At 70.0% G+C, this 22,834-nt stretch carries 19 protein-coding genes; 11 read left to right on the top strand and 8 right to left on the bottom strand.

Annotated elements, in window-relative coordinates; translation table 11 throughout:
* Window positions 1-34: 34 nt before the first annotated feature.
* The 3 genes from OG361_RS19585 to OG361_RS19595 all read right to left on the bottom strand — a co-directional run bounded on the left by OG361_RS19585 (window position 35) and on the right by OG361_RS19595 (window position 2,117).
* On the bottom strand, window positions 35-970 hold the full coding sequence (locus tag OG361_RS19585; RefSeq protein WP_405855276.1) for an intradiol ring-cleavage dioxygenase: 936 nt from the start codon (window positions 968-970) through the stop codon (window positions 35-37).
* 65 nt (window positions 971-1,035) lie between these two features.
* A complete protein-coding gene (locus tag OG361_RS19590) occupies window positions 1,036-1,245 on the bottom strand; it encodes a DUF397 domain-containing protein (protein WP_405855278.1) in 210 nt (69 codons plus the stop codon).
* A complete protein-coding gene (locus OG361_RS19595) occupies window positions 1,242-2,117 on the bottom strand; it encodes a helix-turn-helix transcriptional regulator (RefSeq protein WP_405855280.1) in 876 nt (291 codons plus the stop codon). Before OG361_RS19595 ends, OG361_RS19590 begins: the two co-directional genes overlap by 4 nt.
* 151 nt (window positions 2,118-2,268) lie before the next feature.
* Here OG361_RS19595 and OG361_RS19600 point away from each other — a divergent pair, with 151 nt between their 5' ends.
* The 6 genes from OG361_RS19600 (at window position 2,269) to OG361_RS19625 (ending at window position 10,061) form a co-directional block, all read left to right on the top strand.
* A complete protein-coding gene (locus tag OG361_RS19600) occupies window positions 2,269-2,700 on the top strand; it encodes an ATP-binding protein (protein ID WP_405855282.1) in 432 nt (143 codons plus the stop codon).
* A gap of 292 nt (window positions 2,701-2,992) precedes the next feature.
* A complete protein-coding gene (locus OG361_RS19605; RefSeq protein WP_405855284.1) occupies window positions 2,993-3,853 on the top strand; it encodes a helix-turn-helix domain-containing protein in 861 nt (286 codons plus the stop codon).
* 61 nt (window positions 3,854-3,914) lie between these two features.
* Complete coding sequence (locus OG361_RS19610; RefSeq protein WP_405855286.1) at window positions 3,915-4,517, top strand: Uma2 family endonuclease; 603 nt, start codon at window positions 3,915-3,917, stop codon at window positions 4,515-4,517.
* A gap of 263 nt (window positions 4,518-4,780) precedes the next feature.
* Window positions 4,781-5,335: an SseB family protein gene (locus tag OG361_RS19615; protein WP_405855288.1), complete on the top strand. Its 555-nt coding sequence runs from the start codon at window positions 4,781-4,783 to the stop codon at window positions 5,333-5,335.
* Window positions 5,332-5,979 (top strand): hypothetical protein, encoded by a 648-nt coding sequence (locus OG361_RS19620; RefSeq protein WP_405855290.1) that lies wholly within the window; start codon window positions 5,332-5,334, stop codon window positions 5,977-5,979. Before OG361_RS19615 ends, OG361_RS19620 begins: the two co-directional genes overlap by 4 nt.
* On the top strand, window positions 5,979-10,061 hold the full coding sequence (locus OG361_RS19625) for a putative T7SS-secreted protein (RefSeq protein WP_405855292.1): 4,083 nt from the start codon (window positions 5,979-5,981) through the stop codon (window positions 10,059-10,061). Before OG361_RS19620 ends, OG361_RS19625 begins: the two co-directional genes overlap by 1 nt.
* 360 nt (window positions 10,062-10,421) lie before the next feature.
* On the opposite strand, the gene OG361_RS19630 is transcribed toward OG361_RS19625, so the two are convergent.
* Window positions 10,422-10,586 carry a hypothetical protein gene (locus tag OG361_RS19630; protein ID WP_405855294.1) on the bottom strand — a complete coding sequence of 55 codons (165 nt, stop codon included), beginning with the start codon at window positions 10,584-10,586 and terminating at the stop codon, window positions 10,422-10,424.
* 12 nt (window positions 10,587-10,598) lie between these two features.
* On the opposite strand from OG361_RS19630, the gene OG361_RS19635 reads away from it, so the two are divergent.
* A complete protein-coding gene (locus tag OG361_RS19635) occupies window positions 10,599-11,273 on the top strand; it encodes an SMI1/KNR4 family protein (RefSeq protein WP_405855296.1) in 675 nt (224 codons plus the stop codon).
* Between the two features lie 126 nt (window positions 11,274-11,399).
* Here OG361_RS19635 and aspS read toward each other — a convergent pair whose 3' ends face one another.
* A complete protein-coding gene (gene aspS, locus OG361_RS19640; protein ID WP_405855298.1) occupies window positions 11,400-13,259 on the bottom strand; it encodes an aspartate--tRNA ligase in 1,860 nt (619 codons plus the stop codon).
* A gap of 177 nt (window positions 13,260-13,436) precedes the next feature.
* Here aspS and OG361_RS19645 point away from each other — a divergent pair, with 177 nt between their 5' ends.
* Entirely contained in the window at window positions 13,437-15,554 is a 2,118-nt protein-coding gene (locus OG361_RS19645) for a SpoIIE family protein phosphatase (protein ID WP_405855300.1), read from the top strand.
* A 165-nt stretch (window positions 15,555-15,719) separates the two neighbouring features.
* Window positions 15,720-16,535: an MBL fold metallo-hydrolase gene (locus OG361_RS19650; RefSeq protein ID WP_405855302.1), complete on the top strand. Its 816-nt coding sequence runs from the start codon at window positions 15,720-15,722 to the stop codon at window positions 16,533-16,535.
* 17 nt (window positions 16,536-16,552) lie between these two features.
* On the opposite strand, the gene OG361_RS19655 is transcribed toward OG361_RS19650, so the two are convergent.
* The 3 genes from OG361_RS19655 to OG361_RS19665 form a co-directional block, all read right to left on the bottom strand.
* Complete coding sequence (locus OG361_RS19655) at window positions 16,553-17,611, bottom strand: AI-2E family transporter (protein WP_405855304.1); 1,059 nt, start codon at window positions 17,609-17,611, stop codon at window positions 16,553-16,555.
* A 115-nt stretch (window positions 17,612-17,726) separates the two neighbouring features.
* Complete coding sequence (locus tag OG361_RS19660; RefSeq protein ID WP_384560685.1) at window positions 17,727-18,689, bottom strand: pirin family protein; 963 nt, start codon at window positions 18,687-18,689, stop codon at window positions 17,727-17,729.
* Window positions 18,690-18,801: 112 nt separating this feature from the next.
* Window positions 18,802-19,254: an SseB family protein gene (locus OG361_RS19665; RefSeq protein WP_384560686.1), complete on the bottom strand. Its 453-nt coding sequence runs from the start codon at window positions 19,252-19,254 to the stop codon at window positions 18,802-18,804.
* A gap of 144 nt (window positions 19,255-19,398) precedes the next feature.
* Between OG361_RS19665 and OG361_RS19670 the strand changes: the two genes are divergently transcribed.
* Both OG361_RS19670 and OG361_RS19675 read left to right on the top strand, forming a co-directional pair.
* Window positions 19,399-21,228 (top strand): acyl-CoA dehydrogenase, encoded by a 1,830-nt coding sequence (locus tag OG361_RS19670; RefSeq protein WP_405855307.1) that lies wholly within the window; start codon window positions 19,399-19,401, stop codon window positions 21,226-21,228.
* Window positions 21,229-21,482: 254 nt separating this feature from the next.
* Window positions 21,483-22,790, top strand: coding sequence for a M18 family aminopeptidase (locus OG361_RS19675; protein WP_384560690.1), 1,308 nt, complete (start codon window positions 21,483-21,485; stop codon window positions 22,788-22,790).
* Window positions 22,791-22,834: the final 44 nt, after the last annotated feature.

The following is a 22,834-nucleotide window of genomic DNA, read 5'->3' on the forward strand; positions in this document are numbered from 1 at the left end:
TGCTCGCCGCCGCCCTGTTCCTGGACGGCCGCCGTCAGGCGGAGGTCCCCGTGTGGGTCTCGTCCGGGTCGACGCCCAGGGTGAGGGTGGCGACGACCCCCTTCACGATCTTCCCCTTGGGGTACTTGAGGGTGAGCAGGCCGCCCTCGGCGCCGTTGCCGGGGTAGATGGTGTCGGCGTCGAGCGTGGTGCGCTCCGTGGTGCTCGTGGAGTACGGAGCGACCTTCGCGGAGTCGAGGACCGCGCTCTCGGCGAAGAAGAGCTGGCCGGTGTGGCAGGTGTGCCCGCCCTCGTAGCCGGTCGCCGTCATCTTCCCGCCGACGTGCACCTTGGTGTGGACGTGCACGCAACGCCCCCGGTACCAGCCGGGGAAGACCGTCCGGAACTCCACGTACCCGTGCTTGTCGGTGAGCTGGGTGCCGCGCAGGTACCGCTTGTCGTCGGTGGGCTCCTCGTGCCCGCCGCCGCCCGGGCCGCCGGGGCCGCCGGTCGGGGGCGTGCCGGTGGGCGGGGTGCCGGTGGGGGCGTCCGTGGGCGGCGCACCGGTCGGCGGCGTACCGCCCCCGGGGGCACCGCCCCCACCGCCGGTGCTCAGGCTCTCGTAGCCGGAGTAGATGCCGAGGGCGTCGCAGTGCCAGATGTCGACGGCGGCGTTCCGCAGCGGCTTGCAGGTGTCGGAGTCGATCACCTTGAGGCGCACGGTGAGCGGGATGCCCTCGCGGTCCTCGGTGATGTCCTTACGGATCTTGTCCGCGTCGATGTAGTACGGGCCTTCGGTCGTCTCGGACGTCAGCCGGTAACAGGCCTCGCCCGCCGTGGGCTTCGCGGCCGGCTTCGTCCCGGACGCTCCGTCCGCCGAGGCGGTGGAGACGACCCCGGCGCCGATCCCCGCCGCGACCACGACCCCACCACCCGCGACGAGTGCCCGCCGCCGGGTCATGTCCCGCCTGTGCTTCTGGTTTTCGCTCATGGGCGAGGACCCTAGGAAGCAGGCCTGTCAGGAACGTGGGAGCGGGCTGTGGGTTCCTGTGTACGTCAGTTGCGGACGGCGTACGAGACGAAGCCCGCCCAGGCGGTCGGCGTCAGCGCGAGCTGGGGGCCGCCGAGGTTCTTGGAGTCACGGACGTGGACGGTGGCGGGGGTGGTGGCGACCTCGATGCAGGAGTCGCCCTCGCTGCTGCTGCTGTAACTGCTCTTGAACCACGCCAGTTCGGAGGCGTCCCCGGCCGAGGTGTTGCGGATCATGTCTCTCCCAGCAGTTGCTCAATGAAGGCAATCGACTCACGCGGAGTGAGGGCCTGAGCCCGGATGATGCCATATCGCAACTCCAGGATATGGAGCTGTTTCCGCTCGGTCACCGGCCGTCCGTTGGCCACAGCCGCAGAGCGTCCCACCGCCGCTCCGTCATCGAACTTCAGCACCTCGATACCGCCCGCCAGTCCGGCGTGCTCCTCGCGGTCCATCGGCATCACCTGAAGCTCAACGTTCCGCAACTGCCCGACCTCCAACAGGCGCTCCAGCTGAGTCCGCAGCACCATCCGCCCGCCCAGCGGGCGGCGCAGCGTCCACTCCTCCAGGACGAAGCTGATCTCTGGGGCCGGGTCCCTCTGAAAGACGCTCTGCCGTGCCACGCGGCCAGCCGCCATCCGCTCCACCTCGTCCTGCGTGTACGCCGGCCGCCGCATCAACAGCAGCCCGCGCGCGTACTCCGGCGTCTGCAAGAGGCCGTGGATGTTGAGCGGGTCGTAGAGCTGGATCTCGACCGCCCGCTCCTCCATCTTCGCCAAGGCCCGTACCTTCTTCGGGTACCGGACCTTCGCCACGTCCTCCTTCATCGCCGAGATCAGCCCATCCGCTCCCAGGACCTCGTCCGCCTTGTCCAGGAACTCGGGACGTGGAATCCGCTTCCCCGCCTCGATCTTGTAGATCATGTCCTCGCCGTAACCGGTGGCCTCTCCAAGCTCGGCGGCGCGCATGCCCACAGCCTCCCTCCGCAGCCTCAACTGCCGTCCCACGGTGGCGACTACGGCCACCCCCCAGTCGTCGTCCGGGTCGACCTCCCACCCCGGCTCGTCCGCCTCGGTCTTGAGCCGCTGCGCCCCACCGTCCACCGACATACCGCACCCTTCCCTCGCCCCTTCGTGGCGCGACACCTCCCCCGGAAGGGCTCCGGACAGGCCGGACAGCAGTGGACAAGCCCCGGACAGTCACCCTACGCATCGGCGTCGTCACTGTTCACGGTAGACGGGGACGGCCACGCTCGGTGACATGAATCAGCAGAACACCACCCAAGTCCTTTCGCCCGCACGCCACTTCACCGTCCTCCTGTCCCCCACGCCACGCGGGGCCCGGCTCGCACGCCTGCTCGCCGTCGAGTGGATGCGGGATCACGAGGTGCCGTACGGCGTGACGGAGGCCGCAACCCATGTCGTGGCCGAGCTCGCCGCAAACGCGGCGACGCACGGCCGGGTCGCCGGCCGGAGCTTCCGGCTCGCGCTTCTGTCGCAGCCGGACGTCCTGCGTATCGAATTGACGGACACGCGGGGCGAGGACCTCCCACGCGTCCAACCACCGTGCCCCGAGGGCGACTCCGGACGCGGACTGCTCCTCGTGGAGGCGCTGGCCGACCGGTGGGGCGTGGGGCTCGGTCCCGTACCCCGGAAGACGGTATGGGCCGAACTCGACCTGCCACGCCCCTGACCTGCGGAGAAGGTGCAGTCACCGAACCCCGGAAAAGCGGGCTTCGGTGGGGCGGACGGTCTCCCCAAGGACGACCACAGAGAGAAAGAACCCCAACCAAGCCCCACCCCTCCGCCCCGCTCGGGCGGACTCACTCACTCGGGTGAAAAACACCAAGCCGGCTGGCTTTGGGGAGGGTTGCTTGATCTACGCTCAGCGCGACACACCACATCACTGCTGACATGCGTCGGCCCCCGCCGGGACGGCAATCCCAATGCGAGGGCCTGACCACCGAGGAAGCGAACCCTTCCCGATGGATAACCAGAACACTAGCGCGCGCCCGCGCGCCAAGGCCCGTAACGACGGGAAAAACCACCCTTCCCGGGGCGCCCGTGGGGCCACGCGCCACGGCGGCGTCGTCCACGACAACGCCCGCCACACCACCCGCTTCACGGTGGTCGGCAACCACCTGGCCCAGCATGTCGAGCTGTCGCTGATCGCCATCGGCCTGGCCGTCCACATCCAGTCACTGCCGAGCGGCGCACAGGTAGACATCGACAGCCTCGCCGCCCGCTTCCCCGAGGGAAGGACCCGGATCGCCGCAGCCCTGCGCGAGCTGGAGGCCCACGGCTATCTGCGTCGCACCCGCGTACGCACCGACCAGGGCCGCATCGTCACCCGTACGGTCTCCTGCAACCAGCCGGGCCGGACAGGCGGCGGGGACGAGCCGAGTCCCCGGCCGCAGCCCCGGCGGGCTGCCGAGAAACCACCGCGCCGCCGTGCGCTCCCCGCCGTACCGCAGCCCGTGTACCCCACCCCGGACCTCCTCCGAACCGCCCTCGGTGTCCTCTCCGGCCTCCGCCGCGAGGACGCCCGCCTCCTGATCTCCGCCACGGACGCCGAACACCTCGTCCCGGGTGTCGCCGCCTGGCTCGAACGCGACCTCACCCCCGAGGCCGTCCACCGCGCCCTGACCGCCGACCTGCCGCCGGAGCCCCTGCACCGCCCGGCCGCCCTCCTGGCGCACCGCCTCACCGCCCAGCTCCCGCCCCTGCCGCCGTTCCGTACCCCCGAGGACCCGGCCGCCCGGTACCCCCTCCAGAACTGCGAGACCTGCGACCACGCCTACCGAGCCCCCGAACCGGGGAGCTGCCGCGACTGCACAGCCGACTGAGGAAAGGCTGCCGAGCATGAAGGTGCTGACTCGGCCCGATGGGCACAGACGAGGAGCCACAATGACCGACGCCCCGAACGACTCGCGGCCCAGCAGCCTCCACTACCGGATGCTGCGCGACGCCGTCGAGCGCATGGGGGACAGCGTTCCGGGAAGGGTCGAGATCACCAAAGAAGGACTTGTACACGACATGAGGTCGCCGGGGCGTCCCCACGAGCTGACCACGGTGCACCTGCGGCGGCGCCTTGAGCGGGTGATGCCCGAGGAGCTCGTCGCCCACACCGGTGAACCCGACGTCGAGGACGCGTCCCAAAGCATCATGCGGCGACCCGATGTGATGGTGATCGCCCTCGCGGACATGGAGGGCGACGGCTCCTTCGACGCGCGCACGCTCGTCGCCGCCATCGAGGTCGTCTCCCGCTCCAACCCGGACAACGACTGGGTGGGCAAAGTGCGGGACTACGCCCTGATCGGCGTGCCTGTCTACGCGGTCTTCGACCCCCGCACCGGCACCGGGGCCGTCCTCACCGACATCCACCCCACGCCCGACGGCCCCCGCTACGCCACCCGCATGGACTTCGTGTACGGCGAGGACGTCACCATCGCCGAATGGACCATCTCGACGGACGGCCTGCCGCGTTACAAGGATGCCCCTGACGGATGATCGGACAAGGACTCCGGTGGCCATGGACCTCTGCTTCTACGAGTCCTGCCTCGCCGGAGAAATCCGGGCGGAAGTCCGGGACCCGTGCCGTCACCGCAGCCTCGGCCGAAGAGATCTTCGTGGACGAGTAGAACCGGCGGGGAGTATGGAAGGGGCCCGGGGACGACATCTGTCCCCGGGCCCCTGCGCGTCGACCGCCCGACCTGACGGGGTCGGATCTTTGTTCGTTGCTCGTGTGAACGGGTGCGTGGCAGCATGCGTGAGTGACTGGGAACGGGGACGACGTACCGGAGCCTCAACGGATTTCGAGGCTGGCTGAGTTGGCGGACGGTTCAGTTCCGGTGACAGTGCCGGAACCGGAGGCGGCTCCAGCGCCCCCGACCGCACGGACCGTGCCGGAGCCTGAGGCCGGGCCTGGTCCGGAGTCCGAGGCCGGCGACGAGGTGGCGGTGGCGCGGCGGGAGTTCGCGCGATTGCTGGGGGAGTTCCGGCGTACCGCCGTGCTGGTGCCGTTCGACGACTCCGAAAGCATGTGGACCGCGGACTTCAACGGGGTCCGGTGGATCTGCGCGTTCTCGGACGAGGATGCGCTGGCGCGGTTCGCGGTCGCGCGGAGTGAGGCGGGGCGCGAGTGGACGTACCGGACGGTTCTGGGCGCTCGGCTGCTCGACGTGATGGTGCCGATGCTGCCCGGGCCCGGCGGGGTCGCGCTCGACGCGGGCAGTGCGGACGGAGCGCTGTTTCCGCCGGTGGCGGGGATCGTCCCGGATGAGGTGGCGGTCGATCTCGGGGAAGACGGGGAGGCGGGGGCACGATGAGCGGGAATGAGCCGGATCTCGCGGCGCCGGCGGCAGCGCTGGCGGCGATAGCGAAGGGCATCGACCTGGCCCATGCCGAGCTGAAGGAGCTCGGCTTCGTCGGCCAGGCGTCGGCGGGCCGCGGGTTCTCCGATCTGGCCTTGTCCGGGCTTGAGCTGGGGCATGGCGGCCTGACGTCGGAGTTCGAGACGTTCTGCGAACGGTGGGAGTGGGGCGTCCGTGCGCTGACCCTGCAGGGGAACGGGTTCGCGCAGGCGGTCGGCCTGTCCGCGGGCTCGTTCGCGGAGCAGGAGCAGTACATCAAGGACTCGATCAAGATCGGCGTGAACTCCCTCAACGGGAACCCGCACCTGTCCGAGGACGACGTCAAGAAGATGCGCTGGGACACGATCCGTGACCAGCACATGTGGGACAACGCGAACTGGGACCCGGAGTCGTTCAGCGACGCCCATCAAGAGGTCAAGCAGACCTGGCAGAACACCACGTACGACGTCGAGGACTCCATGCTCGACGGGCTGGAGCGCTCGGGTGTGCTGGACCCGAAGCAGCGGGACGGGATGACCGAGGAACTCAAGGAGCTGCTCGATCCCGACCAGGCGACCATCGACCAGGCCGAACAGCCGCGTCGGGGGACGAACGACTGATGGGGATCGACTGGGGCGGTCTGGCCGACAAGACGATCGACAAGATCGGTGACGGCATCGACAAGGCCAAGGAGGGCCTCGGCGAGGGCGTCGACTATGTGACCGACAAGACCGGCCAGGGCCTGGAGAGCCTGGGGGCGCGCGACTGGGCGGACGCGGTCGAGGACTGGGGTGACCAGACCGCTTCCTCCCTCGGTGCGGAGATCGGGGAGCAGCAGCTCGGGCAGACCGAGGATGCGGACGAACTCGTCCACGGCAAGCCCGAGAAGATCGCCGAGGCAGTGAAGAACCTGCGGGACTTCCAGAGGGCGTTCGACCTGGTCGGCGGCGGGATGAAGAAGCTGGACGCCAGTCACTGGAAGGGCGAGGCGGCCAACGCGTTCCGGGAGAAGTTCCACACCCTGCCGACCGACTGGCTGCACGCGGCGGACGCCATGGAGAACGCGGCCAAGGCGCTGGAGACGTACTCCAAGGCGATCGTGAGCGCGCAGGGCAAGGCGCGTGAGGCGATCGCGCTGTACAAGGAAGGCGACCAGGACTCCAAGTCGGCCGTCGACACGTACAACAAGAAGGTCGACGCCTACAACGCGGCACGCACCGGCGACAGCCCGCTGCCGGATCCCGGGGTCTTCACCGACCCCGGCAAGGCCAAGCGGGCCCGGGCCCGCGAGATCCTGAACGACGCGCGGACGGCACGCAACGAGGCCGGGGAGACCGCGAAGGCAGCGGTCAGCGCCGCGCTCGCCCACGCGCCCAAGGAGCCGACGGGCCGTGAGAAGGCCTTGCTCGAGTTGGCGGACTACAGCCTGGGCCAGAGCATCGAGCTGGCCCACGTCGGCGGTGGCGTCGTCAAGGGCGCGGCGGGTCTGCTCAACTTCGTCCGCTCGGTCAACCCGGTGGACCCGTACAACCTGACCCATCCGGCCGAGTACTACAAGGGCGTCAACATGACGCTCGCCGGCCTGGTGTCCACGGTGGCGAACCCGGACAGGGCGCTGAAGAGCGCCTGGGACGCGGCGAAGGGCGACCCGTCGGAGTTCATCGGCCGGCTGCTCCCCGAGCTGATCGGTACGAAGGGCGCGGGGGTGGTGCGGAGCGGCCTGCGCGCCGGGCTGAACGGCACCAAGCACCTGCCCGACGGGAAGACGCCGGACGGTGGCAGCCGTGGGGATCAGGAGAAGAACCCGCCCAGCACCTGCAAGACGGGCAAAGAGACGCGGTGCGAGCGGGATCCCATCGACATCGCCACGGGGCGGATGCTGCTGCCGCAGACCGACATCGCCCTGCCCGGCTCGCTCCCTCTCGTCTTCCGGCGCGGCTTCGACTCCTCGCGCCGCTCGGGACGCTGGTTCGGTCCGACGTGGTCGAGCACGGTGGACCAGAGGCTGGAGATCGACTCGGAGGGCATCGTCTTCAGCTGCGACGAGGGCAGCCTGCTGGCCTATCCGCACCCGGCGCCCGGTGTCCCGGTCATGCCCACGCACGGCCGTCAGTGGCCACTGGACCGGGTCGAGGACGGCTACACGATCACCGACCCCGACACCCGCACGGTCCGGCACTTCACCGACCACGGCGACGAGCTCGCGCTCCTGGCCCAGATCGACGACCGCAACGGCCGCTGGATCACCTTCGAGTACGACGAGTCGGGCGCCCCGACGGCGATCGTCCACCACGGCGGCTACCACCTGAAGCTGACGACGAGCGAAGGACGGGTGACCGCCCTCGCCCTCGCGGGGGCGGCGACGGACGGCTCCGACCAGGAGATCCTGCGCTACGGCTACACGGACGGCCATCTGACCGAGGTCACCAACTCCTCAGGCCGCCCCCTGCGCTTCGGCTGCGACGAGCACGGCCGCATCACCTCGTGGACCGACACGAACAACAGCCGCTTCGACTACGTCTACGACGACCAGGACCGCTGCACCTACCAGTCAGGCACGAACGGACACCTCGAAACCACCTTCACCTGGGACGACGTCGACCCGGCGACCGGGCTCCGCGTCACCACCCTCACCGACGGCCTGGGGCACACCTCACGACACCTGATCAACGAGCGCTCCCAGGTCGTCGCCGAGATCGACGCACTGGGCGCGGTCACCCGCTTCGAGCACGACCGCCACAACCGACTCCTGTCCCGCACGGACCCGCTGGGCCACGTCAGCCGCACCACCTATGACGAGCAGGGCCGCGTGACGGTGGTGGAGCGCCCGGACGGGCGGCGGGCGCGGGCCGAGTACGACGAGGACGGGTTCCCGATACGGATCGTCGGCACCGACGGCAATGTCACCCGCCAGACCTTCGACGAGCGCGGCAACCGCACGTCGGTGACGGACCCCTCGGGAGGCCGGACGGAGTTCGCGTACGACGAGTCGGGCCGACTCACGTCGGTGACGGACCCGCTCGGCGCCACGACCCGCCTGGTCCTGGACGCCCGCGGCCTCCCCGTCGAGATCACCGATCCACTGGGTGCCACGACCCACTACGAACGAGATGCTTTCGGCCGTACGGTCCGCGTCACCGACCCCCTCGGCGCGGTCACCCGCCTGGAGTGGACGGTCGAGGGCCGGCCGTCCCGGCGTACCGCGCCCGATGGCACGGTGGAGTCCTGGACGTACGACGGCGAGGGCAACTGCCTCAGCCACACGGACGCGCTGGGCGGCACGACCCGCTTCGCGTACACCGACTTCGACCTGCTGACGTCCCGCACAGGCCCGGACGGAGTCCGCTACGAGTTCTCCCACGACACGAACCTGCGACTGACGCGGGTGACCGACCCGCAGGGCTTGACGTGGGACTACGCCTACGACCCGGCCGGCCGACTGGTCACGGAGACGGACTTCGACGACCGGACGCTGGGATACGCCTACGACGCGGCGGCCCGACTGACGTCCCGCGCGAACGGACTCGGCCAGACGATCCAGCTGGAGCGCGACAGCCTCGGCCGAATCGTCCGCAAGGACGCCGCCGGCGCGGTCAGCACGTACGAGTTCGACGTCTTCGACCAACTGGCGACGGCGACGGGCCCGGATGCGACCCTGCAGCGCCTCCGTGACCGCTACGGCCGCCTCGTCTCCGAGACGGTGAACGGCCGCACGCTCTCGTTCACGCACGACGAGGCGGGCCGCCGGGTGGGGCGGACGACGCCGGGCGGTTCGACGAGCAGCTCGGCTCCCTGGCCGAGCCGGAGATGGTTGCGCCGCTACGGACCCTCGATGTCGAAAAACTTCCGGGAGAGCTCGGCGACTACGTTATGGACATCCTCGGAGGCTGAGGACATCCGCGAGCCCGTCGGGCCCGGCCGAGGCGCACGTCGACGGCGGTACCACGTCAGCCCACCGAGACCGGCCTCGCCGGCACACGGCGAACGGGCGAGCGGAGACCTGGCGGAGCTTCTGGACCGGGTGTTCATGGTGCTTGAGGACTACACACCCGACCCTGAACTCAGAGAGGCCGGCGAACTGACGGACAGCGAGCTGCTGGAGAGGATCCAAAGCTTGGTCCGGAACACGGAGCGAGGCGGCGGAGCGAGGATGATCGCTACTCTCGGCGACGGGATCCCCGGGCGGCTCCTCGACGCGTCTTCGCCGGCGGAGCTGGAACGTTACCTGCTGACGCCTGCGGTCGAGGCCTGGCCGCTGGAGCACTGGGTGCAGTTGAGGGTTCTCGCGGTCGGCCGCATGCAGTCCCCTGCCCTCGCGCGCGAGACCAGGCTCCGCTGGGGACGCCTCGCCCTCTCCGCGATCTCCGGAATGGCGCGGAGCCAGACGCCCCAGCAGACGACGGCCGACTCCGCCCGCGCGCGTGCCTGCATGATCCTGGAGTTCGGGGTGAGCGACTCCGATGCGGCGCGGGACCTCCCCGCCCTCTGCTCGGAGATCCTGCGGAACCTGGGAGTCTCGCTGGAGGCGGCCGAGCGGCTCACCGAGGATTGGCGGTCAGCACCCCGGGAGCGGATGCTCCAACTACGCCGGATCAAGAACATGCTGACTCCGCTGCTTCCCCTTCACGCGCTCCTGAAAGAGGGTGACCCCGTGTTCCAGGAGACTCGAGCCTGGATGAAACTCCTTCCACACCTCCCTTGATAGGCCTACCCATCAGATGGACGATAAGGAACTCGACAAGCTCCAGATCCATTCCGTGGAGCAGGTCAGCCCCCTTACGGAGGGGTCTGCATCGCTCGGGTCATCGGGGGCATCGTCCGGACCGGGCAGTCATTCGTCCTCGAAGAGGGCGACGATCCGCAAAGGTTCACAGTGGACCGGATCGAGAAAGGGCGACCCGTGGAGTTCATGGACGCCCCGCACTCCGTGCTGCTCCACCTGTCCGGCGGCCCCCTCACCGGGCTCGGGTCCGGGGATGTCCTGGTGTGCCGCCCTGGCGGTCACGGTCACGCTCTCTGTGACGGGTGAGGGAAAGGAGATCCGGCCCGTGTCGAAGCTCTTCTACCTGGCCGGGGAGACGCTCAGCGGGCTGGGGTCCTTGAGGTGGCTGCGGGTCAGCGGCGGGCGCCACCCGGAGTACGGGTACCACCAGGTTCCCTTCCTGGGCTGGAGGTTCGAGGAACCGAGCGCCGAGAAGCTCCGGCGCATCGAGCGGGCTGTCGCCACGACTCCGACCCAGTGGACTGGCGCATCGACACGTCGCGACGGAATTGGCTCCTGGCTCCCGCCCGCATCCCGGGGGACGGCGAGGACTCCGCGGCCTCGCCCGGAAATACTGCTTTCCTACCCAACCAAAGAGGGGCGGATCGCATCCACTCCACGACCAACGCCCTTGCGCGTCTTTTCGAAATCGCCCCAGTGCCGAGCGAGGTCCGCCGGAAAGAATGGGACGAGATCGAGCACACCCTTGGGGTTGAGCTGCCAGCCGACTACAAGGAGCTCATTCGTGTCTACGGAGGGAGTAACTGGGACGACTATCTGTACGTACTCGAGCCCGGTTGCCCCAACGAGAACTATGACCTCATCGCATGGGCGGAGCACCAAGCCGAAGACCTGGAAGGCCTATGGGAATTCGAGAAGAAGCCGACGGAATTGCATATCGAGGGGTCCCGAGTCATCCCATGGGCGACCACGGACAACGGAGAATGCCTCTACTGGCTCGTTCGACCCGACCTTGATCCGGACCAATGGACCGTCATGGTGAACGAGGCGCGCGGCGACCGATGGGAGTATTTCTCCGTATCCTGCACGCAATTCCTCGCTTCTTCTCTTGACAGAGAGCTTCAGTCGAACATCCTCTCGTCCTTGTTTCCCCGCGCCACACATGAATTCCGCCGACTCGGCGCGGTATGACGACGCGGCGCTGTGTCGACCCCGAGGCTTCGGCGTAGTCGGATGTGCCGCGTTTCCGAGTGCGTACGCATGACGAAGGGCCCGGAACCGTCGTGCGGTTCCGGGCCCTTTCGCACAACTGCCGGCTTAGCGGGCGGCGTCCGGGTGGACGGCCTCCGTGACCGGGCGGCCGTCGGCCGGCTTCTCCGCGGCCTTCTCGACCGGCTTGCGGAGCTGGATGTTCAGCTCGCGCAGGCGGGACTCGTCCAGCTCGGTCGGGGCGCCCATCAGGAGGTCCTGGGCGTTGCCGTTGAGCGGGAAGGCGATCGTCTCGCGGATGTTGGGCTCGTCCGCGAGGAGCATGACGATGCGGTCGACGCCCGGGGCGATGCCGCCGTGCGGCGGGGCGCCGTACTCGAAGGCGCGGAGCATGCCCGCGAACTCGTGCTCGACCGTCTCGCGCGAGTAGCCCGCGATCTCGAAGGCCTTGAACATGATCTCGGGCTCGTGGTTCCGGATCGCGCCGGAGGACAGCTCGATGCCGTTGCAGACGATGTCGTACTGCCAGCCGAGGACGTCCAGCGGGTCCTGGGTCTCCAGGGCCTCGATGCCGCCCTGCGGCATGGAGAACGGGTTGTGCGAGAAGTCGATCTTGCCGGTCTCCTCGTCCCGCTCGTACATCGGGAAGTCGACGATCCACGCGAAGCGGAAGACGTTCTCCTCGAACTGGCCGGCGCGCTTGGCGGCCTCGACCCGGACCGGGCCCATGATCTTGGAGACCTCGTCGAACTCGCCCGCGCCGAAGAAGATCGCGTGGCCCGGCTCCAGGCCGAGGCGCTCGGTGAGGACCTTGACGTTCTCCTCGGTGAGGAACTTGGCGATGGGGCCGGTGAGGGCGATGGGGGCACCTCCCTCGCCGTCAAGGCTGAGGGGGACCTCGCCGACGCGGACCCAGGCCAGGCCCTTCGCGCCGAGGGAGACCGCGAAGTCGCCGAGCGCGTCGAAGAACTTGCGGGGCTGGTCGCCCGTGTTCGGCACGGCGAGCGCGCGGACGTGCTTGCCGGCGAAGGCCTTGAACTCCGACGCCTCGAAGACGTCCGAGATGTCGACGAGCTCGAGCGCGGTGCGCAGGTCGGGCTTGTCGTTGCCGTACTTGAGCATCGACTCGCGGAAGGGGATCCGCGGGAACGGGGAGGTGACGTGACGGCCCCCGCCGAACTCCTCGAAGATCTCCGTCATCAGCTTCTCGATCGGCTGGAAGACGTCCTCCTGCTCGACGAAGCTCATCTCGACGTCGAGCTGGTAGAACTCGCCCGGCGAGCGGTCCGCGCGGGCGTCCTCGTCGCGGAAGCAGGGCGCGATCTGGAAGTAGCGGTCGAAGCCGGAGATCATCAGCAGCTGCTTGAACTGCTGCGGCGCCTGCGGCAGCGCGTAGAACTTGCCCGGGTTCAGACGGGACGGGACGACGAAGTCGCGGGCGCCCTCGGGGGAGGTCGCGGCGAGGATCGGGGTCGCCATCTCGTTGAAGCCGAGGGCCACCATCTTGGAGCGGATGGAGGCGATGACGGCGGAGCGCAGCATGATGTTGCGGTGCATGCGCTCGCGGCGCAGGTCGAGGAAGCGGTACTCCAGGCGCCGCTCCTCGTTCACGCCGTCGTCGGTGTTGACGGTGAACGGGATCTGCTTGGCCGCGCCCAGGACCTCGACCTCGGCGGCCTCGATCTCGATCTCACCGGTGGGGAGCTCGGGGTTGACGTTCTCCGCGCCACGCGAGACGACCTTGCCGTCGAGGCGGACGACGGTCTCCTTCGTCAGCTTGTCGAGGACCTCGGCCGCGGCGGTGCCGGGGCGGGCGACGAGCTGCGTGATGCCGTAGTGGTCGCGCAGATCGATGAAGAGGATGCCGCCCAGGTCGCGCCGATTGTGCAGCCAGCCGCTCAGCCGGACGTCGGTGCCGACGTCAGAGGCGCGGAGCTCGCCGCAGGTGTGGGACCTGTACCGATGCATCGTCGTTCATCCAGTCTTCGGGATCTTGGGATGGGTGGCCGTCACCGCACGCCGTCACTCACGGGACGTAAGTCACAGGACACGCAGACAGACCCACCCAGGGTACCGGCCTGCCCATGATCCCTTTTCGAATACTCTCGGTGGCGACCTGCTGTCCGATATTCATAAAGTGGGGCAATGCGTACCGAGGACGTCCTGGCCGCGATCGCGACCGGCCTGTGGCGCTGGGACAACGCTTCCGGGATCGTCTCGCTCGACGCCGAAGCCGCCCGGCTGCTCGGGCTGCCCGCCGAGTCCCAACAGCTCACCGAGGCGGCCGTACGCTCCCGTTTTCACCCGGTCGACTGGAACGAGATCGACGGGGTCGTCAACCTGGCCGTCGCCGAGGGCACCCTCGCCGAGGCCCGGCTGCGGATCATGGACGGACACGGGCGGGTGATCCGTACCGTACGGAGCAGGTCGAAGCCGCTCATCGACGGCAACGACTACCAGCTGGTCGGCACCCTCCAGGAGGTCGCCGAGCAGCTCCCCGGCACCGCCGCGCACACCCCGATCACCGGCGACTGGCGCCGCTCCCGCGAGGCCTTCCTGCTCGACGCCGGCCGGGCGCTCGCGGAGGCCCGTTCGACGGCCGAGGTGCTGCGGGTGGCCGCCTCCCTCTCGATGCCCGGCTTCTCCCCGGACGGCCTCGCCGTCTTCGGGGTGGCGGGCGACCGGCTGACCGTCATCGGCCACCACGGGCACAGCCAGGGCGACGAGGGACCGTTCTCGTCGATGGCGCTCGACACCGACTACCCGGCGGCCGAGGTCGTCCGGACCGGGCGCGCGATCTATCTGCCGACGCCGGACGAGTACCTGCGCCGCTACCCCACCACCTGGCCGCTCGCCCAGCGCTTCGGCCGCCGCTCCTGGGCCTTCGTGCCGCTGGTCGTCGCCGGGCGCACGATGGGCGCCTGGATGGCCGCCTTCAAGCACCCGGTGGCCTTCACGCCCGACGAGCGTTCGGTGCTCACGACGGTGGCGCGGATGCTCGCGCAGGCCCTCGCGCGCGCCGGGGTGGCCGAGTCGGAGCGCGAGCTGTCCCTGGGGCTCCAGCGGACGATGATGCCGGTCCTCGGCCCCGGCATCCCCGGCATCCAGGTCGCCGCCCGGTACGTGCCGACCGGCGGCGGGCTCCAGGTCGGCGGCGACTGGTACGACATGATCCGGCTGCCCGGCGGCACCTCCCGCACGGGCGGGCACGGCGCCGGGCGCATCGCCCTCGTCATCGGCGACGTCCAGGGCCACGACGTGCGGGCGGCGGGCCTGATGGGGCAGCTGCGGATCGCCCTGCGCGCGTACGCCTCCGAGGGCCACCGGCCGGACGCGGTGCTCTCGCGGGCCTCGCGCTTCCTGTACGGGATCACGGACGGCGACGACGAGGAGGACGGCGGCCCGCGCTTCGCGACCTGCCTCTACCTGGAGGTCGACCTGGAGACGGGCACGGTCGACATCGCACGGGCGGGACATCCGGACCCGGCGGTACGGATGAACGACGGAACGGTTCTCCTGAGGCCCACGGCCGGCGGCCTGCCGCTCGGCATCGTCCCCGACACCGACTACCCCACGACCCGTCTCACCCTGGACCCCGGCGAGACCCTGATGATCTGCACCGACGGCCTCCTGGAGACCGGCGGACACGACCTGGACAGCGGCTGGGAGCGGGTCAGGAAGCTCCTGGAGTCCCACGACGGCCAGGACCTGGAGCAGCTCGCCGACACCCTCGTCGAGGCCGTCCACGGCCCCGGCTCGCACCACACGACGGGCCCGCTCGCCGACCGCCGCGAGGACGACATCGCGGTCCTGCTGCTCTCCCGCCGGCCCGCAGGCGCGCTCCTTGAGGCCCCGCGCCGCACCCTCATGACGATCGCCCAGGCCGAGCCGGAGCGGATCGCCGAGGCCCGCGAGCAGCTGCGCCAGCTGCTGCACGACTGGTCGGACGAGGAGCAGCTCGACTCGGCGGTCCTGATGGTCTCCGAGATGGTCACCAACGTCCTCGTCCACACCGACGGCGACGCGCTCCTGGTCGCCGAGGTCGCCTGCGCCGAGAAGGCGCGGCGGCTGCGCGTGGAGGTCTCCGACTCGAGCGACGAGCTGCCGCACAAGCGCCACCCGGGCGAGATGGCGTCGAGCGGCCGCGGCCTGGTCCTGATGGAGATGCTGGCGGACGCGTGGGGCGTCGACCCGCGGGGCGACGGCAAGTCGATCTGGTTCGAACTGAACGAGACCCCGTCGGGGAAGGGCTGCTGCGGGTAGGGGGTGTCCGGCGGATCGGGGTCGGACAGGCCCGAGCGGGCGTCCGGCCCTGATCCGCCGGACAGGCCCGAGCGGGCGTCCTGGCCCGGTCCTCGTCGCGCGCCGCACATCCGTACGGCGCAGACTGGTGTCGTACGGCCGCCCGGGGGGACCACGGAGCGTGCCATGGACATCCACAAGGTCGGCAGCGACACCACCGTGCTGGCCGACAGCCTCGAAGCGCCGGGGGTCGGCCACATCCCCGCCAACGCCTTCGTCCTGACCGCCGCCGAACCGGTCGTCGTCGACACCGGCCTCTCCGTCGAGGACCGTGACTTCGTCGCGTCGCTCGGCGAGGTCATGGAACCGGCGGACGTGCGCTGGATCTGGCTCACCCACCCCGACCGCGACCACACGGGCGGGATCTTCGACCTGCTCGACGCGGCCCCGGACGCGCGCGTGGTCACGACCTTCATCGGCTTCGGCATCATGATGACCGAGCGGGCGCTGCCCATGGACCGGGTGTACTTCCTCAACCCCGGCCAGTCCCTCGACGTCGGCGACCGCACCCTGCACGCCTTCCGGCCGCCGCTCTTCGACAACCCCGCCACCGTCGGCTTCTACGACGACCGGACCCGGATCTGCTTCAGCTCCGACTGCTTCGGCGGCCCGATGCCGAGCGCGGAGATCGCGGAGAGCGGGCACGCGAGCGACCTCAAGCCGGAGGACCTGCGGCAGACGCAGCTGCTGTGGGCCTCGATCGACAGCCCGTGGGTGCACATCGTGGACCCGGAGAAGTACCGGGCGACGATCGCGCCGCTGCGGGAGATGAACCCCGAGATCGTGCTGTGCACGCATCTGCCGCCGGCCGTGCGGATGACCGACCGGATGCTGGAGACGCTCGCGATGGCCCCGGACTGCGACCCGTTCGTCGGGCCCGACCAGGCGGCCCTCGAACAGATGCTTGCCTCCTTCGAGCCGGGCGGCATGGCGACGGCCTGACCGGCATGGCGGCCCCCCTAGGGGGTGTCCGGGCGGGGAGCCCCGTACCGCGACCGCAGTTCGCCGAGCACCCCCGTCGCCGCGGCGGTCAGCGGTACGGCGAGCAGCATGCCCAGGATGCCCGCGACGGACGCGCCCGCCGTGATCGCGAGCATGACCGCGGCGGGGTGCATCTGGACGGTCTTGCTCTGGACGAGGGGCTGGAGCACGTTCCCCTCCAGGACCTGGACGGCCAGGACGATGCCGAACACCCACAGCGCGATGACGAAGCCCCGGTCGGCGAGGGCGACGAGGACGGCGACGGCGCCGGAGAGGAAGGCCCCGAGGTAGGGGATGTAGGCGGTGACGAAGACGAGCGCGGCGAGCCCCACCGCACCCGGCACGTCGAGGACGAGCAGTCCGACGCCGATGAGGACGGCGTCGACGAGGGCGACGAAGGTGGTGCCGCGCATGAAGCCCTCGACGGCCTCGAAGGCGCGACGGGCCATGGCCTCGACGAGGTCGCCGGTGGCGCGGGGAGCGAGGGAGCGCAGGGCGCCGGCGGCCCGGTCGGAGTCCTTCAGGAAGAAGAAGATCAGGAGCAGCGCGAGGACGGCGGTGGCGAGCATCTCGCCGACGACGCTCAGCCCGGAGATCACCCCGGAGGCGGCGGTCCCCCCGAACTCCTTGAGGAGGCTCTCGGCGTTCCTGGCGAGGTCGTCGAGCGAGGTCCCGGCCGCTCCGAGGTGCTTGGCGATGTCCTCGGCGGCCTGCCGCAGCGAGGCGACGATCTGGTCGCCGGTGTCGATGAGCGCGAGGACGACGATGTACGTGGCGCCGCCGACGACCGTGACGACCGCGACGACGGTGATCGCGGCGGCGAGCGACTTCCGCACCTTCATGCTCAGCAGCCGCCGGTAGAGCGGGCCGAGGAGGGCGGTGCCGAGGATCGCGAGCAGGACGGGGGTGACGACGGTCTTGAAGACGACGCACAGCCAGATGCCGACGGCGGCGACCCCCGCGGCGAGCAGCAGCACGACACACCAGGCGGCGAAGCGACGGGCGGGTTCGGGGAGGAGTGCTCGGGTCGTCTGCACCCGTCCACCGGACCACGCCCGTCGGCGTGTCGTCGCGCGCTGACGGCCGTACGGGTGACGCCCCGTCAGTGGCCGCTCGGCGCGCGTCCTTCCTGTGCGCCGAGCGGCCGCCGGTCTACTCCCCCATGCCGTGGACGGCCGGGATCGTGCCGAGGCGACCGGCCTGGAAGTCCTCGAAGGCCTGGCGGAGTTCGGCCTGGGTGTTCATGACGAACGGGCCGTAGTGCGCCATGGGCTCGCGGATCGGCTGCCCGCCGAGGAGCACGACCTCCAGGTCGGGGGTGTGGCCGTCCTGCTTCTCGTCCGCGCGGACCGTGAGCACGCCGCCCTTGCCGAAGACGGCGGTCTGGCCCATGTGGACGGGCCGGCGCTCGGCGCCGACGGTGCCGCGGCCGGCGAGGACGTACGCGAGGCCGTTGAAGTCCTCGCGCCACGGCAGGCTGATCTCGGCGCCCGGCCGCAGGGTGGCGTGGATCATCGTGATCGGGGTGTGGGTGATGCCGGGGCCGTCGTGGCCGTCGAGGTCGCCCGCGATCACACGGAGCAGCGCACCGCCGTCGGGGGAGGTGAGCAGCTGGACCTGGCCGCCGCGGATGTCCTGGTAGCGGGGGGCCATCATCTTGTCGCTCGCCGGCAGGTTCACCCAGAGCTGGAGCCCGTGGAAGAGTCCGCCGCTGACGACGAGGGACTCCGGCGGGGCCTCGATGTGAAGCAGACCGCTGCCTGCTGTCATCCACTGGGTGTCGCCGTTGGTGATGGTGCCGCCGCCACCGTTGGAGTCCTGGTGGTCGAAGGTCCCGTCGATGATGTAGGTGACGGTCTCGAAGCCGCGGTGGGGGTGCCAGGGCGTGCCCTTGGGCTCGCCGGGGGCGTACTCCACCTCGCCCATCTGGTCCATCATGATGAACGGGTCGAGGTACTGGTAGTTGATCCCGGCGAACGCGCGTCGCACCGGGAATCCCTCGCCCTCGAAGCCGGACGGGGCCGTGGTCACGGCGAGCACGGGGCGGGAGACGGCGTCGGCCGGGGCGGCGACGCTCGGCAGGGTGAGCGGGTTCTCGACAGTCACAGCGGGCATGGCGGGACCTCCTTGTGCGACCAGTTTAGTTGAACAATGAACTTCCTGCCACTCGGAACGCAGAACGCCCGGGAGGAATTCCTCCCGGGCGCCCCATGGGGTCAAGGATCGGTCAGCCGTACATCCGGCGCATCGCGAAGTCGACCATCTGCTCCACGGCCTTCGCGTCGAAGACCATGCGGTGGTCACCCTCCATGTCGAGGACGAAGCCGTACCCGGTCGGCAGGAGGTCGATCACCTCGGCGCCGGTGATCACGAAGTACTTCGACTCCTTGCCCGCGTACCGCCGCAGCTCCTTGAGCGAGGTGAACATCGGGATGACCGGCTGCTGGGTGTTGTGCAGGGCCAGGAAGCCGGGGTTGTCGCCGCGCGGGCAGTAGACCTTGGAGGTCGCGAAGATCTGCTGGAAGTCCTCGGCCGCGAGGGTGCCGGTCGTGAAGGCGCGTACGGCGTCGGCGAGAGACGGAGGCGAGGGCTCCGGATAGAGCGGAGGCTGCTGCGCGTACCCCTGCTGCGGCGGGGCGTACTGCTGCTGGGCACCCGGATTCGGGTCGTAGCCGTACATGGGCCCTGAGCCTACTGCGTCACAGATTGCCCGGTAGGGGTTGCCCTTATTACCGGTGGGTAGCATCATCGGAGAGAGCGTTTTGCTACTCGCTGGTACGTGTACGAGGAACCTGCCTCCCCGAGCCTTTACGGAGCCGTCGCCATGGGGCACTACAAGTCGAATCTCCGCGACATCGAGTTCAACCTCTTCGAGGTCCTCGGCCGCGACAAGGTGTACGGCACCGGTCCGTTCGAGGAGATGGACGTCGAGACCGCCAAGAGCATCCTCGACGAGATCCGCCGTCTCGCCGAGAACGAGCTCGCGGAGTCCTTCGCCGACGCCGACCGCAACCCGCCGGTCTTCGACCCGGAGACGAACACCGCCCCCGTCCCGGCCTCCTTCAAGAAGTCCTACAAGGCCTTCATGGACTCCGAGTACTGGCGCCTCGGCATCCCCGAGGGCATCGGCGGCACCGTCTCCCCGCGCTCCCTCGTCTGGGCCTACGCGGAGCTGCTCCTCGGCTCGAACCCGGCCATCTGGATGTACTCCTCCGGCCCGGCCTTCGCCGGCGTCCTCTACAACGAGGGCAACGAGGCGCAGAAGAAGATCGCCCAGATCGCGGTCGAGAAGCGCTGGGGCTCCACCATGGTCCTCACCGAGCCCGACGCCGGCTCGGACGTCGGCGCCGGCCGCACCAAGGCGGTCCAGCAGGAGGACGGCTCCTGGCACATCGAGGGCGTGAAGCGCTTCATCACCTCCGGTGAGCACGACATGGAGGAGAACATCCTCCACTACGTCCTCGCCCGCCCCGAGGGTGCCGGCCCCGGCACCAAGGGCCTCTCCCTCTTCCTCGTCCCGAAGTACGAGTTCGACTGGGAGACCGGCGAGCTCGGCGCCCGCAACGGCGCCTACGCCACCAACGTCGAGCACAAGATGGGCCTCAAGGCCTCCAACACGTGCGAGATGACCTTCGGCGACCAGCACCCCGCCAAGGGCTGGCTCATCGGCGACAAGCACGAGGGCATCCGCCAGATGTTCCTCATCATCGAGTTCGCCCGCATGATGGTCGGCACGAAGGCGATCTCCACCCTCTCCACGGGCTACCTCAACGCCCTGGAGTACGCCAAGGAGCGCGTCCAGGGCACCGACCTGGCCAACTTCATGGACAAGGCCGCGCCCAAGGTCACCATCACGCACCACCCCGACGTCCGCCGCTCACTGATGACGCAGAAGGCGTACGCGGAGGGCATGCGCTCCCTCGTCCTCTACACGGCCTCCGTGCAGGACGAGATCGCGATCAAGGAAGCGGCCGGCGAGGACGTCAAGGCGCTGCACGGCCTGAACGACCTGCTGCTCCCGATCGTGAAGGGCTACGGCTCCGAGAAGGGCTACGAGCAGCTCGCGCAGTCGCTCCAGACCTTCGGCGGCTCCGGCTTCCTCCAGGAGTACCCGATCGAGCAGTACATCCGGGACGCCAAGATCGACACCCTCTACGAGGGCACCACGGCCATCCAGGGCCAGGACTTCTTCTTCCGCAAGATCGTCCGCGACCAGGGCGCGTCCCTGAACGCCCTCTCCGAGGAGATCAAGAAGTTCCTCGCGGTCGGCACCGGCGGCGAGGAGCTGGCCGTCGCCCGCGACGCGCTCGCCAAGGCGGCCGTCGACCTGGAGGCCATCGTCGGCACGATGATCACCGACCTCACCGCCACCGGCGAGGACGTGCGGAACATCTACAAGGTCGGCCTCAACACCACCCGCCTGCTGCTCGCCTCCGGCGACGTCGTCGTCGGCTACCTGCTCCTGCGCGGTGCCGCCGTCGCCGCCGAGAAGCTGGCCGCCGGCGCCACCCCCAAGGACGTCTCCTTCTACCAGGGCAAGATCGCGGCCGCGAAGTTCTTCGCCGCGAACGTCCTGCCGGGCGTCTCCGCCGAGCGCGCACTCGCCGAGGCCGTCGACAACTCGGTGATGGACCTGGACGAGGCCGCGTTCTAGTAACGCCCACTCGTCCTGCCGGCACGGCCCGTCCCCGGGGAGGGGGGCGGGCTGTGCTGTTTTTAGGGCTCGGTTCACCTCCGGGGCGCTCAAGCCGGGCTCACATCCCCGACCGTGCTCGCCCCCTCCTTCGTCGGGGGCTCCGCGCGCTCGGGGATGTTCCCCCGGCCGCGCCCCTTCGGCTCACTCGCCGGTGCTCGTGGGCACCGGTCCCGACCGGTTCCGGGGGAGCCGTGCTGCGTAAGGTGGGGCCCATGAGCAGCGCAGCTTCCCGCCCCACGGCCGGCCCTTTCGACCGCGGTCACACCGATGACCTCATGTCCTTCCTGACGGCCTCCCCGTCGGCGTACCACGCGGTGGCCAGCGCCGCCGGGCGCCTGGAGAAGGCCGGTTTCCGGCGCGTCGAGGAGACCGCGGCCTGGGACGGGACGAGCGGCGGGAAGTACGTGATCCGCGGCGGCGCGATCATCGCCTGGTACGTGCCGGAGGGCGCCGCCCCCCACACCCCGTACCGGATCGTCGGCGCCCACACCGACTCCCCCAACCTGCGCGTCAAGCCCCGCCCCGACATGGGCGCCCAGGGCTGGCGTCAGGTCGCCGTCGAGATCTACGGCGGGACCCTCCTCAACACCTGGCTCGACCGCGACCTCGGCCTCGCCGGCCGCCTCACCCTCCGCGACGGCAGCCACCACCTCGTCAACGTGGACCGGCCGCTGCTGCGCGTCCCGCAGCTCGCCATCCACCTCGACCGGGGGGCCAACGACGGCCTCAAGCTGGAGCGCCAGCGCCACATGCAGCCCGTCTGGGGCCTGGGCAAGGTCCACGAGGGCGACCTGATCTCCTTCGTCGCCGCCGAGGCCGGCGTCGACGCCGAGGACGTCACCGGCTGGGACCTCATGGTCCACCCCGTCGAGGCACCCGCCTACCTCGGCCGCGACCGCGAGCTCCTCGCCGGACCGCGCATGGACAACCTCCTCTCCGTCCACGCCGCCGTCGCCGCGCTCGCCTCCCTCGCGGGCCGCGACGACCTCCCGTACATCCCGGTCCTCGCCGCCTTCGACCACGAGGAGAACGGCTCCGAGGCCGACACCGGCGCCCAGGGCCCGCTGCTCGGCAACGTCCTGGAGCGCTCGGTCTACGCCCGGGGCGGCGCCTACGAGGACCGGGCCCGCGCCTTCGCCGGCACGATCTGCCTCTCCTCCGACACGGGCCACGCCGTCCACCCCAACTACGCCGAGCGCCACGACCCGACGCACCACCCGCGCGTCAACGGCGGCCCGATCCTCAAGGTGAACGTCAACCAGCGGTACGCCACCGACGGCAGCGGCCGGGCCGTCTTCGCCGCCGCCTGCGAGAAGGCGGGGGTGCCCTGGCAGTCCTTCGTCTCCAACAACGACATGCCCTGCGGCACCACGATCGGCCCGATCACCGCCGCCCGCCACGGCATCAGCACCGTCGACATCGGCGTCGCGATCCTCTCCATGCACAGCGCCCGCGAACTCTGCGGCGCCGACGACCCGTACCTCCTCGCGAACGCGCTGGTCGCCTTCCTGGAGGGCTGAGGACGTCCGGGGGCCGAGCGAAACATCGGCGAAAGCCCCCGCTC

Source organism: Streptomyces sp. NBC_00090, assembly GCF_045160815.1.
Lineage (GTDB): Bacteria > Actinomycetota > Actinomycetes > Streptomycetales > Streptomycetaceae > Streptomyces.

Bases quoted from the DNA above. Each gene is read 5' to 3' on its own strand.
- OG361_RS19585 (WP_405855276.1), bottom strand. From the start codon at position 970: ATGAGCGAAAACCAGAAGCACAGGCGGGACATGACCCGGCGGCGGGCA.
- OG361_RS19590 (WP_405855278.1), bottom strand. From the start codon at position 1,245: ATGATCCGCAACACCTCGGCCGGGGACGCCTCCGAACTGGCGTGGTTC.
- OG361_RS19595 (WP_405855280.1), bottom strand. From the start codon at position 2,117: ATGTCGGTGGACGGTGGGGCGCAGCGGCTCAAGACCGAGGCGGACGAG.
- OG361_RS19600 (WP_405855282.1), top strand. From the start codon at position 2,269: ATGAATCAGCAGAACACCACCCAAGTCCTTTCGCCCGCACGCCACTTC.
- OG361_RS19605 (WP_405855284.1), top strand. From the start codon at position 2,993: ATGGATAACCAGAACACTAGCGCGCGCCCGCGCGCCAAGGCCCGTAAC.
- OG361_RS19610 (WP_405855286.1), top strand. From the start codon at position 3,915: ATGACCGACGCCCCGAACGACTCGCGGCCCAGCAGCCTCCACTACCGG.
- OG361_RS19620 (WP_405855290.1), top strand. From the start codon at position 5,332: ATGAGCGGGAATGAGCCGGATCTCGCGGCGCCGGCGGCAGCGCTGGCG.
- OG361_RS19625 (WP_405855292.1), top strand. From the start codon at position 5,979: ATGGGGATCGACTGGGGCGGTCTGGCCGACAAGACGATCGACAAGATC.
- aspS (WP_405855298.1), bottom strand. From the start codon at position 13,259: ATGCATCGGTACAGGTCCCACACCTGCGGCGAGCTCCGCGCCTCTGAC.
- OG361_RS19645 (WP_405855300.1), top strand. From the start codon at position 13,437: ATGCGTACCGAGGACGTCCTGGCCGCGATCGCGACCGGCCTGTGGCGC.
- OG361_RS19650 (WP_405855302.1), top strand. From the start codon at position 15,720: ATGGACATCCACAAGGTCGGCAGCGACACCACCGTGCTGGCCGACAGC.
- OG361_RS19660 (WP_384560685.1), bottom strand. From the start codon at position 18,689: ATGCCCGCTGTGACTGTCGAGAACCCGCTCACCCTGCCGAGCGTCGCC.
- OG361_RS19665 (WP_384560686.1), bottom strand. From the start codon at position 19,254: ATGTACGGCTACGACCCGAATCCGGGTGCCCAGCAGCAGTACGCCCCG.
- OG361_RS19670 (WP_405855307.1), top strand. From the start codon at position 19,399: ATGGGGCACTACAAGTCGAATCTCCGCGACATCGAGTTCAACCTCTTC.
- OG361_RS19675 (WP_384560690.1), top strand. From the start codon at position 21,483: ATGAGCAGCGCAGCTTCCCGCCCCACGGCCGGCCCTTTCGACCGCGGT.